General features: G+C 75.9%; 13 protein-coding genes. 10 read left to right on the forward strand and 3 right to left on the reverse strand.

The features are described from left to right. Nucleotides 1-67 precede the first annotated feature (67 nt). Nucleotides 68-424 carry a histone-like nucleoid-structuring protein Lsr2 gene (locus H563_RS0112045; protein ID WP_022882860.1) on the forward strand — a complete coding sequence of 119 codons (357 nt, stop codon included), beginning with the start codon at nt 68-70 and terminating at the stop codon, nt 422-424. Between the two features lie 7 nt (nt 425-431). On the opposite strand, the gene H563_RS0112050 is transcribed toward H563_RS0112045, so the two are convergent. Further along, nucleotides 432-1,403 carry a glycosyltransferase family 9 protein gene (locus tag H563_RS0112050; RefSeq protein WP_022882861.1) on the reverse strand — a complete coding sequence of 324 codons (972 nt, stop codon included), beginning with the start codon at nt 1,401-1,403 and terminating at the stop codon, nt 432-434. 60 nt (nt 1,404-1,463) lie between these two features. On the opposite strand from H563_RS0112050, the gene H563_RS16485 reads away from it, so the two are divergent. The 7 genes from H563_RS16485 to H563_RS0112085 all read left to right on the forward strand — a co-directional run bounded on the left by H563_RS16485 (nt 1,464) and on the right by H563_RS0112085 (nt 7,748). Further along, complete coding sequence (locus H563_RS16485; RefSeq protein WP_081416286.1) at nt 1,464-2,069, forward strand: HAD-IIIA family hydrolase; 606 nt, start codon at nt 1,464-1,466, stop codon at nt 2,067-2,069. After that, nucleotides 2,066-3,109: a glycosyltransferase family 9 protein gene (locus H563_RS0112060; RefSeq protein ID WP_027479399.1), complete on the forward strand. Its 1,044-nt coding sequence runs from the start codon at nt 2,066-2,068 to the stop codon at nt 3,107-3,109. Before H563_RS16485 ends, H563_RS0112060 begins: the two co-directional genes overlap by 4 nt. After that, nucleotides 3,106-4,101, forward strand: a complete 996-nt coding sequence (locus tag H563_RS0112065) for a glycosyltransferase (RefSeq protein ID WP_022882862.1) — start codon at nt 3,106-3,108, stop codon at nt 4,099-4,101. The genes H563_RS0112060 and H563_RS0112065 overlap by 4 nt, the downstream gene beginning before the upstream one ends. Further along, nucleotides 4,098-5,378, forward strand: coding sequence for a glycosyltransferase (locus H563_RS0112070; protein WP_027479400.1), 1,281 nt, complete (start codon nt 4,098-4,100; stop codon nt 5,376-5,378). The genes H563_RS0112065 and H563_RS0112070 overlap by 4 nt, the downstream gene beginning before the upstream one ends. Further along, entirely contained in the window at nt 5,375-6,055 is a 681-nt protein-coding gene (locus H563_RS16490; RefSeq protein WP_081416289.1) for a D-sedoheptulose-7-phosphate isomerase, read from the forward strand. Before H563_RS0112070 ends, H563_RS16490 begins: the two co-directional genes overlap by 4 nt. Beyond that, on the forward strand, nt 6,052-6,918 hold the full coding sequence (locus H563_RS16495) for a PfkB family carbohydrate kinase (RefSeq protein ID WP_022882863.1): 867 nt from the start codon (nt 6,052-6,054) through the stop codon (nt 6,916-6,918). Before H563_RS16490 ends, H563_RS16495 begins: the two co-directional genes overlap by 4 nt. A gap of 89 nt (nt 6,919-7,007) precedes the next feature. Then, on the forward strand, nt 7,008-7,748 hold the full coding sequence (locus H563_RS0112085) for an SDR family oxidoreductase (RefSeq protein ID WP_022882864.1): 741 nt from the start codon (nt 7,008-7,010) through the stop codon (nt 7,746-7,748). Nucleotides 7,749-7,866: 118 nt separating this feature from the next. Here the strand turns inward: H563_RS0112085 and H563_RS0112090 are convergent, their stop codons facing one another. Next, nucleotides 7,867-8,946: a glycosyltransferase family 9 protein gene (locus H563_RS0112090; protein ID WP_022882865.1), complete on the reverse strand. Its 1,080-nt coding sequence runs from the start codon at nt 8,944-8,946 to the stop codon at nt 7,867-7,869. A 56-nt stretch (nt 8,947-9,002) separates the two neighbouring features. On the opposite strand from H563_RS0112090, the gene H563_RS0112095 reads away from it, so the two are divergent. Continuing rightward, complete coding sequence (locus H563_RS0112095) at nt 9,003-10,412, forward strand: aldehyde dehydrogenase family protein (RefSeq protein ID WP_022882866.1); 1,410 nt, start codon at nt 9,003-9,005, stop codon at nt 10,410-10,412. Between the two features lies 1 nt (nt 10,413). Continuing rightward, nucleotides 10,414-12,726 carry a D-glycero-beta-D-manno-heptose 1-phosphate adenylyltransferase gene (gene rfaE2, locus H563_RS17995; RefSeq protein WP_022882867.1) on the forward strand — a complete coding sequence of 771 codons (2,313 nt, stop codon included), beginning with the start codon at nt 10,414-10,416 and terminating at the stop codon, nt 12,724-12,726. Between the two features lie 228 nt (nt 12,727-12,954). On the opposite strand, the gene H563_RS0112105 is transcribed toward rfaE2, so the two are convergent. Then, nucleotides 12,955-13,404: a DUF6098 family protein gene (locus tag H563_RS0112105; protein WP_245556849.1), complete on the reverse strand. Its 450-nt coding sequence runs from the start codon at nt 13,402-13,404 to the stop codon at nt 12,955-12,957. Nucleotides 13,405-13,412 lie beyond the last annotated feature (8 nt).

Below are 13,412 nucleotides of genomic sequence, written 5' to 3' on the forward strand. Positions count from 1 at the left end.
TCGGGTAACGCGTCGGGCATATGCCCCGCGGTACACCGCATTATCAGCGAAACGGAGCACATGCGATATGCGCAAAGTCGTCGAGCAGCTGGTCGATGATCTGACCGGGGAGGAGATCCCCGCGGGCGAAGGCGAGACCATCCGGTTCTCGATCGGCGGCTCGTCCTACGAGATCGACCTCAGCGAGAAGAACGTCAAGAAGTTCAACGAGGCGCTCAAGCCCTTCATCGACGTCGCCCGGCAGACCGGGCGTCAGAGCGCGCCCGCCGCGCGCACCCGCCGGACCTCGTCGCGTTCCACCTCGCGGTGGAGCGCCGGCTACGGGGTCGTGCGCGAGTGGGCGCAGGCCAACGGCATCGAGGTCTCCAAGCAGGGCCGGGTCGCCGACTCGGTGATGGAGGCGTACGAGGCCGCCCACAAGTAAACCCACCTCACACTGGCGGCGCCGCCGTCCGGTCCTGCGCGAGCAGCCGGTCGGCGGCGCCGATCACGTCTGCGGCCGTGACCGCGAGCAGGGCCGGGTCGGCGTCGGCGGCGAAGATGTCGCCGCGGCGCAGGCTCGCGTCGGTGAGCACCACGTGCGGGCCGGGCGGCGGCCCCCACTCCTCGGGCGGTGCGGGGCCGAAGATCACCACCGACGGGGTGCCGAACGCCGACGCCAGGTGCGCGACGCCGGTGTCGACGCTGACCAGCAGCCGCGCCCCGGCGATGAGCGCGGCCACGTGGTCGAGCGGCAGGCTCGCCTCCCCGGCGAACACCCGCGCGCGGACGCCGGCCTGCCGCGCGACCTCCCGCGCCCGGTCGCCGTCGGCGGGCCCGCCCGTGACGACGACCGGCAGGCCGCGCCGGGCCAGCTCGCGCAGCACGGCGGCGAAGCGCTCCTCGGGCCAGTGCCGGGCGGCGTAGAACGCGCCGACGTGCACCACGGCCGCGCCGGGCATGGGCGACGGATGCTCCGGCCGCATGATCCCCACGTCGTCGGCGTCCGCGGGCGCATCGGGGAAGGTCGCCACGCGCGCCCAGCGCTCCCGCTCGAGCCCGCCGTCGCGCCACTCGGGGCCGAGCCATCCGGGGGCGGCGTGCCCGAGCCGCAGCCGGGGCGAGAGCCGCTCCAGCACGCCCGTGCTCTCGGGGCCGCGCCCGTGCAGGTTGACCGCGACGTCGACCGGTCCGCCCGCCCAGGGCAGGGGCTCGTCGAGGCCCGGCGTCGGCAGCAGCTCGTCGATCGCGGGGGAGTCGTCGCCGACCAGCCTCACGATCGGTTCCAGCCAGCCGGGGGCGGCGTAGACCAGGCGGTGACCGGGGAATCGCCGGCGCAGCGCCTTCAGCGCAGGCACCGCGACGAGCAGGTCGCCGAGCTTCAGCGCGCGCAGGGCGAGCAGGGTCGGACGGTCGTCGCTCATGGCGGAGGGGTACCCGAAGCAGCGGTTTGAGAAGCAGTGGCTTCGGGAACTGCTTCGGCTATGACCGAACCCGAGCTGCAGGCCGTGCTGTTCGACCGCGACGGCACGCTGGTCGTCGACGTGCCGTTCAACGACGACCCGCAGCGCGTCGTGCCCATGCCGACCGCGGCCGCCGCGGTCGCCCGGGCGCGTGCGGCCGGGCTGCGGGTCGGCGTGGCCACCAACCAGCCGGGCATCGCCACCGGAGAGCTGCCCGCGCCGGCGCTGCGCCGCGTCAACGCCCGCATCGACGAGCTGCTGGGGCCGTTCGACGTCTGGCAGATCTGCACCCACGCCAAGAACGCGGGGTGCGGATGCCGCAAGCCCGAGCCCGGGCTCATCACCGCCGCCGCGCGCGAGTGGGGGCTGCGCCCCGAGCAGCTCGCGCTGATCGGCGACACCGCGGCGGACATGGGCGCGGCGGCCGCCGCCGGGGCGCGGGGCATCCTCGTGCCGAACGCCGCGACCCGCATCGAGGAGGTGCGCCGGTACGAGACCGCCGCCACCCTGGACGAGGCGGTGCGCCGCCTGCTCGCCGAGCGCGAATCCGGAGCAGAGCGCGAAGCCGGCGCCGGGCGCCGGGCCGGGGCGGAGGCGGAGCCCGAGACCGCGGGAGCCGCCCGGTGACCCGGGTGCTGATCGCCCGGCAGGACTCCGCCGGCGACGTGCTGCTCACCGGGCCCGCCGTGCGCGCCGTGGCCGCCAGCGGGGCCGAGGTGTGGTTCCTCGCCGGCCCGCGCGGCGCCGACGCGGCGCGCCTGCTGCCCGGCGTCTCCCGCGTGCTGGTCGCCGAGGTGCCCTGGGTGGGCGACGACGCGAGCTTCTCCTCCGAGCAGGTGACGGCGCTCGCCCGCCGGCTGCGCCGCAGCTCGATCGACGAGGCGATCATCCTCACCTCGTTCCACCAGTCGCCGCTGCCGCTGGCGCTCACGCTGCGGCTGGCCGGCGTGCGGCCGATCACCGGGGCATCCGTCGACGCCGCCGGCGACCTGCTCGACCGCCGGTTGATCCCCGGGGAGGACTTCGACGAGGACCAGCCGGAGCCCCTGCGCGACCTGCGCATCGTCTCGGCCGCCGGCTACCAGCCGCCCGACGACGACGACCTGCTGCTGGCCGTGCGCCGGCTGCCGCCGGTCGAGGAATGGCTCGGCGACGACGAGGGCTTCGTCGCGGTGCATCCGGGCGCGGCCGTGCCCGCCCGCGCGTGGCCGGCCGAGCACCACGAGGAGACGGTACGGATGCTCGCCGAGCGGGGCCACCGCGTCGTCGTGACCGGCGGGCCGGGGGAGCGTGAGCTGACCGCTCGCGTCGCAGGCTCCCACGCGCTCGACCTCGGCGGGAAGCTCGCCTTCGACGAGCTCGGCGCCGTGCTCGCCCGCGCTGCGGTGACCGTCGTGGGCAACACCGGCCCCGCGCACCTCTCCGCCGCCGTCGGCACACCCGTGGTCAGCCTGTTCTCGCCCGTCGTGCCGTCGATCCGCTGGCGGCCGTACGGCGTGCCGATCGTGCTGCTCGGCGACCAGCAGGCCGCCTGCCGGCTGAGCCGGGCGCGTGAGTGCCCGATCCCCGGGCATCCGTGCCTCGCCTCGGTCTCGCCCGAGCGGGTCGTCGCCGCGGTGGAGGAGCTGCTGCCGGCCCCGAGCCCCGTCGCGGGAGGCCGCCGATGAGGATCCTGATCTGGCACATGCACGGCGGCTGGACGGATGCGTTCGTGCGCGGCGGCCACGAGTACCTGCTGCCGCACACCCCGGCCGGCGGCCCGTGGGGCCTCGGCCGCGCCGGCCGCGACTGGCCGGGCACCGTGAAAGAGGTCGCGCCCGCCGAGCTCGCCGGCGCCGACGTCGACGTGGTCGTGCTGCAGCGCACCGAGGAGCTCGCGCTGGCGGAGCAGCTGCTCGGCGCCAAGCCGGGCGTGGACGTGCCCGCCGTGTTCGTCGAGCACAACACCCCGCGGGTGCAGTTGCCGGAGTCGCGGCATCCGCTCGCCGACCAGGACCGCATCGCGATCGTGCACGTGACCCCGTTCAACGCGCTGATGTGGGACAACGGCGACGCGCCCGTGCGGGTCGTCGAGCACGGGCTGCCCGACCCCGGCTACCGGTACACGGGCGAGTTGCCCCGGCTCGCGATGAGCGCGAACGAGGCGGTGCGGCGCCGCCGCGTGCTCGGCACCGACCTGCTGCCGCAGATCTCCCGCGGCGCGCCGATCGACGTGTTCGGCATCGGCGCCGACGAGGTGCCTCAGGCGCTCGGCGCCGGTGCCCGGGTCGCCTCCGGCGGCGACCTGCCCACGGCGCAGCTGCACGCCGAACTCGCCCGGCGCCGCGCCTACCTGCACACGGCCAGGTGGACCTCGCTCGGCCTCTCCCTCATCGAGGCGATGCTGCTCGGCATGCCCGTGCTCGCCCTCGCCACCACCCAGGTGCCGGCGTCGCTGCCGCCCGAGGTGGGCGAGCTCGCCCTCGACCCCGACCGCCTCGCCCGGGCGGCGGCACGCTACGCCGCCGACCCCGAGCGGGCCCGTGAGCACGGGCTGCGCGCCCGTGACGCCGCGCTGGAGCGCTTCGCGCTGCCGCGCTTCCTGGCCGACTGGGACGACGTGCTCGAGGAGGCCGTCGCCCGCGTCCGCCGCTCCCACCTGCTGAGGAGGACCGCATGAGGATCGCCATGATCTCGGAGCACGCCAGCCCGCTCGCCGCCGTCGGCGGTGCAGACGCGGGCGGGCAGAACGTGCACGTCGCCCAACTGGCGATCGAGCTCGCCCGCCGCGGCGAGGAGGTGACCGTCTACACCCGGCGCACCGCCGCCGACCAGCCCGCCCGGGTGCCGCTCGAGGGCGCCGAGGTCGTGCACGTCGATGCGGGCCCCGCCGAGCCGGTGCCGCGCGACGAGCTGCTGCCCTTCATGTCCGAGCTCGCCGCCGGCGTCGCCGACGACTGGCGCAGCCGCGGCGCCCCCGACCTCGTGCACGCGCACTTCTGGATGTCCGGGCTCGCGGCGCTCGACGCATCCGCCGCCCACCTCGGACGCACGGGCGAGCGCGTGCCCGTCGTGCAGACCTTCCACGCGCTCGGCACCGTCAAGCGCCGCCACCAGGGCGCCGCCGACACCAGCCCCGCCGAGCGCGAGAGCCTCGAGCCGCGGGTGGGCCGCGACGCCGACGCGATCATCGCCACCTGCGAGGACGAGGTCGACGAGCTCGAGGCGATGGGCATCGCGCGCGAGAAGACCTCGGTGGTGCCCTGCGGCGTCGACACGACCCGGTTCACGCTCGACGGGCCGCGCGTGCGCATGACGGATGCCTCGGTCATCGCCGTCATCGGACGGCTGGTGCCGCGCAAGGGCGCCGACCTCGTCATCCAGGCCCTCGCCCGCCTCGGCTCGGTGGGCGGACGCGCGCCCGAGCTGCTCATCGTCGGCGGGCCCGGCGGCGGCGACCCGTCGATCTACTCGGATCCCGAGATCGCCCGGCTGGCGCAGGTGGCCCGCGACGCGGGCGTCGGCGACCGGGTGCGCTTCACCGGGCAGATCCCGCAGCGGGCGCTGCCCTCGGTCATCCGCGGCGTCGACGCGGTCGTGTGCACGCCCTGGTACGAGCCGTTCGGCATCGTGCCGCTCGAGGCGATGGCCTGTGGCGTGCCCGTCGTGGCCGCAGCGGTCGGCGGACTGCGCGACACCGTGGTCGACGGCGTGACCGGCATGCACGTGCCGCCGCGCGACCCCGAGGCCCTCGCCGCCGCGCTCGCCGAGCTGCTTCCCGACCAGCTGCGCCGCGCCCGGATGGGCGCCGCCGGCCGCCGCCGCGTCGAGCAGGGCTACACCTGGCCGTCGGTCGCGCAGGCGACCGCCGAGGTGTACCGCGCGCTGACCGGGGCGGTACCGGGCGCCGCCGAGCCGGCCGCCCTGGCCCGCGCCGCCGGGGGGTGGCCGCGATGACGCTGCAGCTCACCCCCGACCTGCGCGCCGACACCCGCCGCGCCGTCGCCGACCACCTCTCGGGACTCGCGGCGCTCGCCGCCGAGCTCGAGCGGCACCAGGACCGCATCGCCGCCTGGGCCGACGAGCTGGCCGCCCGGCTCGACGACCGGCGCCGGCTGCTCGTGGCCGGCAACGGCGGCTCGGCCGCCGAGGCCCAGCACCTCGCCGCCGAACTGGTCGGCCGCTTCGCCGCCGAGCGACGCGCGTTCTCGGCCATCGCGCTGACCGCCGAGACCTCGTCGCTGACCGCGCTCGGCAACGACTACGGCTACGAGCGGGTCTTCGCCCGCCAGGTCGAGGCGCACGCCCGGCCCGGCGACGTGCTGCTGCTGCTCTCCACGAGCGGCCGCAGCCCCAACCTGCTGCTCGCCGCAGACGCCGCCCGGTCGATCGGCGTGACCACCTGGGCGCTCACCGGTACGGGACCCACCCCGCTCGCCCAGGCGTGCGACGACGCCATCGAGCTGTCCAACCCGGCGCCGCACGCGCAGGAGGGCCACCTGATCGCCATCCACGCGCTGTGCTGCGCCTTCGACGCGGCGATCGCCCGCGCCGACGCGGCCTGCGCCGAGCTCGCCCGCGCCGACCTGGCCCGCGCACGGCGCACCCGCCCCGACGAGCGGAGGCCGCGATGAGGATCACCGTCGTCGGCGACCTGCTGCTCGACGTCGACCTGTGGGGCCCCACCCAGCGCACGGCCCCCGACGGCGGCATGCCCATCGTCGACATCAGCCGCGAGAGCGTGCGCGCCGGCGGCGCCGGCCTCGTCGCGACCCTGCTGCGGCAGGACGGCCACGACGTGCGCCTCGTCGCCGCCATCGGAGTCGACGAGGCGGCCGCCCGGCTGCGCGGCCTGCTCGAGGGCGTCGAGCTGCACCTCGGCGCGAGCAACGCGCCCACCCCCGTGAAGACCCGGCTGCAGGCCGGAGAGGGCACGATCGCCCGCTTCGACGTGGGCTGCGCGCCCGCACCGGCGCCCGAGGTGACCGACGAGATGCGCGCGGCGGTGGGTGAGGCGGACGCGGTCGTCGTCGCCGATTACGGGCGGGGCATGACAGCGGATGCGGGCATCCGATCGAGCCTCGCCGCCGTCGCGGCGCACGTGCCCGTCGTGTGGGACCCACACCCGCGCGGCTCCCGCCCGATCGCCGGCGTCGTCGCCACTCCCAACCGCAGCGAGGCCGCGGGCTTCGCCGCGACCGAAGACATGGAGGCCGCCGCCGCGCGGCTGCGCGCCGAGTGGTGCGCCGTCGCCGTCGCCGTCACCCTCGGCGCCGAGGGGGTGCTGCTGCACGCCGACCGCGTGGAGCGCCGGCCCGCCCGCGTGGTGAACGTGGTCGACGGCTGCGGCTCGGGCGACCGCTTCGCCTCCGCCGTCGCGGCGGCGCTCGCCGCGGGCGCCGGCCTGGGCGAGGCGATCGACCACGCCGTGCACCGCACCGCCGACTTCCTCGAGGCCGGCGGCGTGGCCGCGCTCGCCGGGCTCGGCGTGCGCTGACCCGGAGCGCCGGCCCCAAGCATCCGTTCACCCGATCCGACCCGCACGACCCGACACGACACGACCGACCCGACACGAAGGAGGGCACCATGACCACCATCACCACCGACGCCGACGCCCGCACCCGGCAGACCGCGCCGACCCCGGCCGAGGGGCGCGTGATCCTCACCGGCGGATCCTCCGGGCTCGGCGCGGCCGTCGTCGCCGCGCTGCGCGACCGGGGCGCGACCCCCGCAGTGCTCGACATGGCGCCGCCGCGCGACGGCGACACCGCCTACCGCGAGGTCGACGTCACCGACAGCGCCGCCGTCGCCGAGGCGGTCGCGCAGCTGCGCGACGAGCTGGGCGGCATCGACGCGGTCGTCACGGCCGCCGGCATCGACCGGCCCGGCAAGCTCGACGACATCCCGGCGGATGCGTGGGAGAAGGTGATCGGCGTGAACCTGATCGGCGTCGCCGCCACCGTGCGCGCCGCGCTGCCGGCGCTCAAGGAGAGCCACGGCCGCATCGTCACCGTCGCCTCGACGCTTGCGCTCAAGGGCGTGAGCGACGCGACCGCCTACTGCGCCTCGAAGTTCGGCGTGCTCGGCTTCAGCCGGGCGCTCGCCGCGGAACTCGCCGGCGAGGTGGGGGTCACCACGCTGATCCCCGGCGGCATGCGCACGCACTTCTTCGACGGCCGCGACGCGAAGTACGCGCCGGGCGACGACGCGAAGCTCAACGACCCCGCCAACACCGCGAACGCGGTCGTCTTCGCCCTCTCGCAGCCCCGCGGCTGCGAGGTGCGCGAGCTGCTGATCGCGCACGAGGAGGAGCCTTCCTGGCCGTAGGCGCGTGCAGGGTCGGCCGGGGGCGGGCCGAATTCAGGAGGAGCTCACCTTGGAGGCGCAATAGCCCTCGAATCCCACGAGCTCCTGAGTTCGGCCGCGGGTCGGCGTCGGCCGGCCCCTAGTTGACGGGTGCGGCAGCCGCGTGCCCCAGCAACTCCCGCGCATCCGCGAGCACGTCGTCGACCTCGACCTCGGCCACGAACGACACGTCGTGCTCGCAGCGCGGGCTGGTCCAGCCGACGTGGCTCTGGTCGCGGCCGCACACCGGGCACGTCGTCTGCCACGACACGTGCAGGCGGTGCTCGGCCCGGCTGAGCGGCCCCGCGTTGATCACGTTGCCGCACCAGTACACCGACACGGTCGGCGTGCCGAGGGCGTGTGCCAGGTGGCGCGGCCCGCTGTCGTTGCCGACGAGCAGGGGGGCGGCGTCGAGCACGCCGCACAGGGCCGAGAGGTCGAGCTCGCCGGCCAGCGAGCGCACGCGATCGGATGCCGCGGCCCGCACCACCTCGTCGGCGAGCCCCCGCTCGCTCGCATCCCCGACCACGACCACCTCGGCCCCCTGCTCCGCGAGGGCCCGCGCGACGGCACCGAACTTCTCGGCGGGCCAGCGGCGCCGCGCATCCGTCGCCCCCGGATGCACCGCGACCGTGACCGGGCCCGCGACCGACGAAGAGGCGGCAGCGCGATCCCCAGCCGTCGCCGCGAGCTCGGGCTCGAGCACGACCGGCGCGGCTCCGGCGAGGCCGGCCACCTCGAGTCCACGCAGCATCTCGTGCTGGTAGTACTCGTAGGGCACGGTGCGCTCGAGCCGGGCGGCGTCGGGCGTGGCCGTGCCGACGGTGTGCCGGGCGCCGAGGCGGAGCAGGAAGGGGTTCGAGTTGCGGCCGCCGCCGTGCAGCTGCACCGCGAGGTCCGGCGGCATGGCCTGCCAGCGGGCGAAGAACTCCTCCGCGGGCTCCGGCCCCTCGCCGTCGTACACCCCGGGCGTGTGCGGCAGCCGCTCGAGCCGCACCGGGAACGGCAGTCGGTCGGCCAGCACGTCTCCGGACGGCCCGGACAGCACCGTGATCTCGGCCTCGGGGTAGGCGGCGTGCAGGGCGAACAGCGCCGGCACGGCGAACAGCACGTCGCCGAGGCCGCCGCCGCGCAGCACGGCGATGCGGCGGACGTCGGGGAAGGCGGGGAGGATCCTCATGAGAAGTTGATCCCCGAGCGGCGTGACTTCTATGCCGCTTGGGTACCCGCACCCCCATGGTGACTCTGACCCTGCCCGACACCGAGGCCCGCGACAACGAGACCATCACGATCCTCGACCCGCGCGACGGCAGCACCGTCGGCACCCTGCCGGTGAGCACCCGCGCCGAGGCCGAGACGGCGCTGCTGGCCGCGCACAGCGCCCAGGCCGCATGGGCGCAGACCCCCGCCGCCGAGCGCGGCAGCAGGCTGCACGACGCGGCCGAGCGGCTCAGCGCGGTCGCCGACGAGCTCGCCGAACTCAACTCCCGCGAGACCGGCCGACCCGTCGCCGATGCCCGCGCGGGCATCCAGGCGGGCATCGACACGCTGCACCAGTACGCCGAACTCGGGCCGGTGCACCGCGGCCGAAGCCTCGCCGGCGCCGACCTCGCCGCCGACTACACCCGCTACGAACCCCGCGGCCTCGCCGTCGTGCTCACCCCGTGGAACGACCCGATCGCCGTCTCCTGCGGCCTGATCGGCGCCGCCCTCGTCACCGGCAACACGGTCGTGCACAAGCCCAGCGAGCGCTGCCCCCACCTCGGCCTGCGCTTCGGTGAGGCGCTCGCCGACGCGTTCCCCGCCGACGTGTTCCGCACCGTGACCGGCGGCGCCTCGCTCGGCAGCGTGCTCGTCGGCGACCCGCTCGTCGACGTCGTCGCGCACGTCGGATCGTCCGCGTCGGGCCACGCCATCGCCCGGCTCGCCGCCCAGCACGGCGCCCACGTGGTGCGCGAGAACGGCGGCAACGACCCGCTGATCGTCGACGCGGGCGTCGACCCCAAGTGGGCGGCCCAGCAGGCGGCGCTCGGCGCATTCGCCAACACGGGCCAGATCTGCACCTCGGTGGAGCGCATCTACGTGCACCGCGAGGTGGCCAACGCGTTCCTCGCGCACCTCGTGGCCGAGGCATCCGATCTCACCGGATCGCCCGGCTTCGGCCCGCTCGTCGACGAGCGGATGCGCGCCCACGTGCACGCCCACGTCACCGACGCCGTCGCGCACGGCGCGACGCTGCTCGTCGGCGGCGAACCCGACCCGGCGCCCGGCTCGCGCTACCCGGCCACGGTGCTCACCGACTGCACGCCCGCCATGGCGGTCATGCGCGAGGAGACCTTCGGCCCGGTAGCTCCCGTGCAGGTGGCCGACGACTTCGAGGCGGCGCTCGAGGCGGCGTGCGACGACCGCTACGGGCTCGCCGCGACCGTGCTCACGCCGTCCATCGCGCACGCGCAGCAGGCGATCGCCCGGCTCAAGGTCGGCACGGTCAAGGTCAACGAGGTGTTCGGCGGGGCGCCCGGCGGCTCGGCGCAGCCGCGCGGCGAGAGCGGCAGCGGCTTCGGCTACGGCCCCGAGCTGCTCGACGAGTTCAGCCTGGCCAAGGTCGTGCACCTCGCCTCGCCCGGCACCGCCCAGGAGGACTGACATGGTCGACATCGCCACGCTGCTGCGCCGCATCACCGAGGCCGCCCCCGAGATCGTCGTCGTCGGCGACCTGCTGCTCGACGACTGGTGGCAGGGCGGCTCGGGCCGGCTCGGCCGCGAGGCGCCGGTGCCGGTCGTCGACGCGCACGAGCACCATTTCGCGCCCGGGGGAGCGGCGAACGCGGCCGCGAACCTCGCCGCCCTCGGCGCGCGCGTGCGCGTGGTCGGGGCGGTGGGCACGGATGCCTCGGGCGACCGCCTGCTCGCCCAGCTCTCCGACCTCGGGGTGGACACCTCGGCCGTGGTCCGCTCGCCGGCCGTCACCACCCCGTGCAAGACCCGCATCGTCGCCCGCGACAGCGTCGTGGCCCGCGTCGACGAGGGCACCGGTGCCGAGGTGCCCGCCGAGGTGCGTGAGCAGCTCGTGCGCTCGGTGCGCGAGAGCATCGGCGGGGGAGCGGCGCAGCTGATCTGCGACTACGGCCTCGGCGCCGCGGCCGCCGCCCGCGACGAGCTCGCCCGCGCGCCGCGCCCGGCCCTGCGGGTGGTCGACGCGCACGAGGTCGCTGCGTGGGCCGACCTCGAGCCCGACGTGGTCACCCCGAACCGCCAGGAGGCCGCCGCGCTTCTCGGCGCCGACGCCGCGGAGCCGGGCTCGGAGTGGGTGCAGCGGAGCGCGGAGCGGCTGCTCGAGGCATCCGCCGCCCGGCTCGCCGTCGCCGTCACGCTCGACCGCGACGGCAGCGTCACCGTGCGCCGCGACGGCGCCCCCGCGCACCGCACCCACGCCGGGCCGGCCAGCGAGCAGAACGCGTCCGGCGCCGGCGACACCTACGCGGCCGCGCTCACCGCCGCCCTCGCCGCGGGCTGCGCCGTCGAGGACGCCGCCGAGCTCGGCCAGCTCGCCGCCGACGTCGTGGTGCGCGCCGCCGGCACCTCCCTGTGCCGCCCCGACGAACTGCTCGTCGCCGCCCGCGGCGTGTTCGACCGCGAGGTGCTCGCCGACATCGTCGCCGCGCACCAGCGGCTCGGGCACCGCGTCGTGCTCACCAACGGGGTCTTCGACGTGCTGCACCGCGGGCACGCGGCCTCCCTCGCCGAGGCGAAGTCGCACGGCGACGTGCTCGTCGTGGCGCTGAATGCCGACGCATCCGTGCGCCGCCTGAAAGGCCCCGAGCGGCCCATCAACGAGCAGGCCGACCGTGCGGCCGTGATCGCCGCGCTCGGCGTCGTCGATCTGGTCACGATCTTCGAGGAGGACACCCCCGCGGACCTGATCGAGCGGCTGCGGCCCGACGTGTACGTCAAGGGTGGCGACTACTCCGAGCAGATGCTCGCCGAGGCGCGCATTGTGCGCTCGTACGGCGGCGAGGTGCACATCCTCGGCTACGTGCCTGAGCACTCGACGACCGACGTGGTGACCCGCATCCGCCGCCGGCCGCGCACCCGGCGGCCCGCCGCCCGGTGGGCGTCGGCCGAGCCGCCCGCCGCGCCGCGCCTCGACGTGCTGATCCCCACCAGCGAGCGGCCCGCCGAGCTCGCCGTGACGCTCGCGGGCCTCGCCGCGCAGGACGACCCGCCGTTCCGCGTCGTGATCGGCGACCAGAGTGAGCGGATGCCCGACTGGGAGCACCCCGCCGCGCAGGCGATGATCCGGGTGCTGCGCGCCCAGGGCCGCGCGGTCGAGCTGCTGCGCACCCTGCCGCGTCGCGGCGTGGCGGAGCACCGGGAGCGGTTGCTGCAGCACTCGGTGCGCACCGCTCCCGAGGTCGAGGACGTGCTGTTCCTCGACGACGACGTGTGGCTCGAGCCGGGCCAGCTGGCGACCCTCGTCGCCGCCCGGCGCGAGCTTGACGCCGGCTTCGTCGGCGCCGCCGTGCAGGGGCTCAGCTACCTCGACGACGACCGGCCGCACGAGCTCGAGGCGTTCGAGCGGTGGGACGGGCCGGTGCAGCCCGAGGCCGTCGCCCCCGAGACGCCGGAGTTCGAGCGCTGGCGGCTGCACAACGCCGCGAACCTCACCCGGCTCGCCGGGCGCCTGCAGCTCGCCGACGACGAGTGGGTCGCCTACAAGGTGGCCTGGGTCGGCGGCTGCGTGCTGTACGACCGGGCGGAGCTGCTCGAGGCGGGCGGCTTCGACTTCTGGAGCGAGCTGCCGCCGGAGCACTCGGGCGAAGACGTCGTGGCGCAGTGGCGGGTGATGCGCCGCCGCGGCGGGGCCGGCATCGTGCCCTCGGGCGCCGTGCACCTGGAGTCTCCGACGACGGTCGTCGACCGCACCGTCGACGCGAAGGACCGCATCGCGGTCCAGTAGGCGATCGGATGCGTGGCCGCTGGTCTCCATTCGCCCGCTGCGCGGCCGAGTCGACCGGCGGCCGGCCCATCCCGCCGGGCGCAAACGTCACGATCGGGCATAGCCCGCGCGCAGGACTTGCGCCCGATCGTGACGTCTACGCCCTGGCGGCCGGCCCACCTCGCCGGTCGACTCACGCGCAGCGCGCCCCGCCGGTCGACTCACGCGCAGCGTGAATGGAGACCGCAGTCAGCTGCGCTCGAACCGCTCCGAGTACACCTCGTCGGCTTCGTCGATCACCTGCTCGGCCAGCCGCGCGAGCGGCCGCGGCCGGGCGATGAGCGGCTCGCAGTCGGGCCCGCGCCCCACCACCTCGCCGGTGAGCACCCACGCGTACCGGTCGCCGTCGCGCCGCAGGTGCGCGTACTGGCAGATCTGCCGCGCCAGCCAGTCGAGCACGGGCCTCGACCACCACGGCTCCGGGTCGAGCGGATTGGTCGACAGCCCCGGCAGCTCCAGGCCGCTCTCCTGGTCGACGCTCTGCTCGTGCGCATCCTGCTCCGGGCCCTTCGAGTAGCGCAGGAACGTCGGCTCGCTCGAGCGCTCGACGAGCTCGCGCACCTCCTCGAGCGAGGTCAACACGGGCAGAGGCGACGAGTCGGGCATGGCGATGGAGTACCCGTCGCCAGGCAATGGCATCCAGGCAT

It is taken from the genome of Gryllotalpicola ginsengisoli DSM 22003 (genome assembly GCF_000419445.1).
In the GTDB taxonomy this organism is placed as follows: domain Bacteria; phylum Actinomycetota; class Actinomycetes; order Actinomycetales; family Microbacteriaceae; genus Gryllotalpicola; species Gryllotalpicola ginsengisoli.

Coding starts and splice junctions, on each gene's coding strand:
- H563_RS16485 (WP_081416286.1), top strand. CDS start 1,464: ATGACCGAACCCGAGCTGCAGGCCGTGCTGTTCGACCGCGACGGCACG.
- H563_RS16495 (WP_022882863.1), top strand. CDS start 6,052: ATGAGGATCACCGTCGTCGGCGACCTGCTGCTCGACGTCGACCTGTGG.
- H563_RS0112085 (WP_022882864.1), top strand. CDS start 7,008: ATGACCACCATCACCACCGACGCCGACGCCCGCACCCGGCAGACCGCG.
- H563_RS0112090 (WP_022882865.1), bottom strand. CDS start 8,946: ATGAGGATCCTCCCCGCCTTCCCCGACGTCCGCCGCATCGCCGTGCTG.
- H563_RS16490 (WP_081416289.1), top strand. CDS start 5,375: ATGACGCTGCAGCTCACCCCCGACCTGCGCGCCGACACCCGCCGCGCC.
- H563_RS0112050 (WP_022882861.1), bottom strand. CDS start 1,403: ATGAGCGACGACCGTCCGACCCTGCTCGCCCTGCGCGCGCTGAAGCTC.
- H563_RS0112045 (WP_022882860.1), top strand. CDS start 68: ATGCGCAAAGTCGTCGAGCAGCTGGTCGATGATCTGACCGGGGAGGAG.
- H563_RS0112065 (WP_022882862.1), top strand. CDS start 3,106: ATGAGGATCCTGATCTGGCACATGCACGGCGGCTGGACGGATGCGTTC.
- H563_RS0112070 (WP_027479400.1), top strand. CDS start 4,098: ATGAGGATCGCCATGATCTCGGAGCACGCCAGCCCGCTCGCCGCCGTC.
- rfaE2 (WP_022882867.1), top strand. CDS start 10,414: ATGGTCGACATCGCCACGCTGCTGCGCCGCATCACCGAGGCCGCCCCC.
- H563_RS0112105 (WP_245556849.1), bottom strand. CDS start 13,404: ATGCCATTGCCTGGCGACGGGTACTCCATCGCCATGCCCGACTCGTCG.
- H563_RS0112095 (WP_022882866.1), top strand. CDS start 9,003: ATGGTGACTCTGACCCTGCCCGACACCGAGGCCCGCGACAACGAGACC.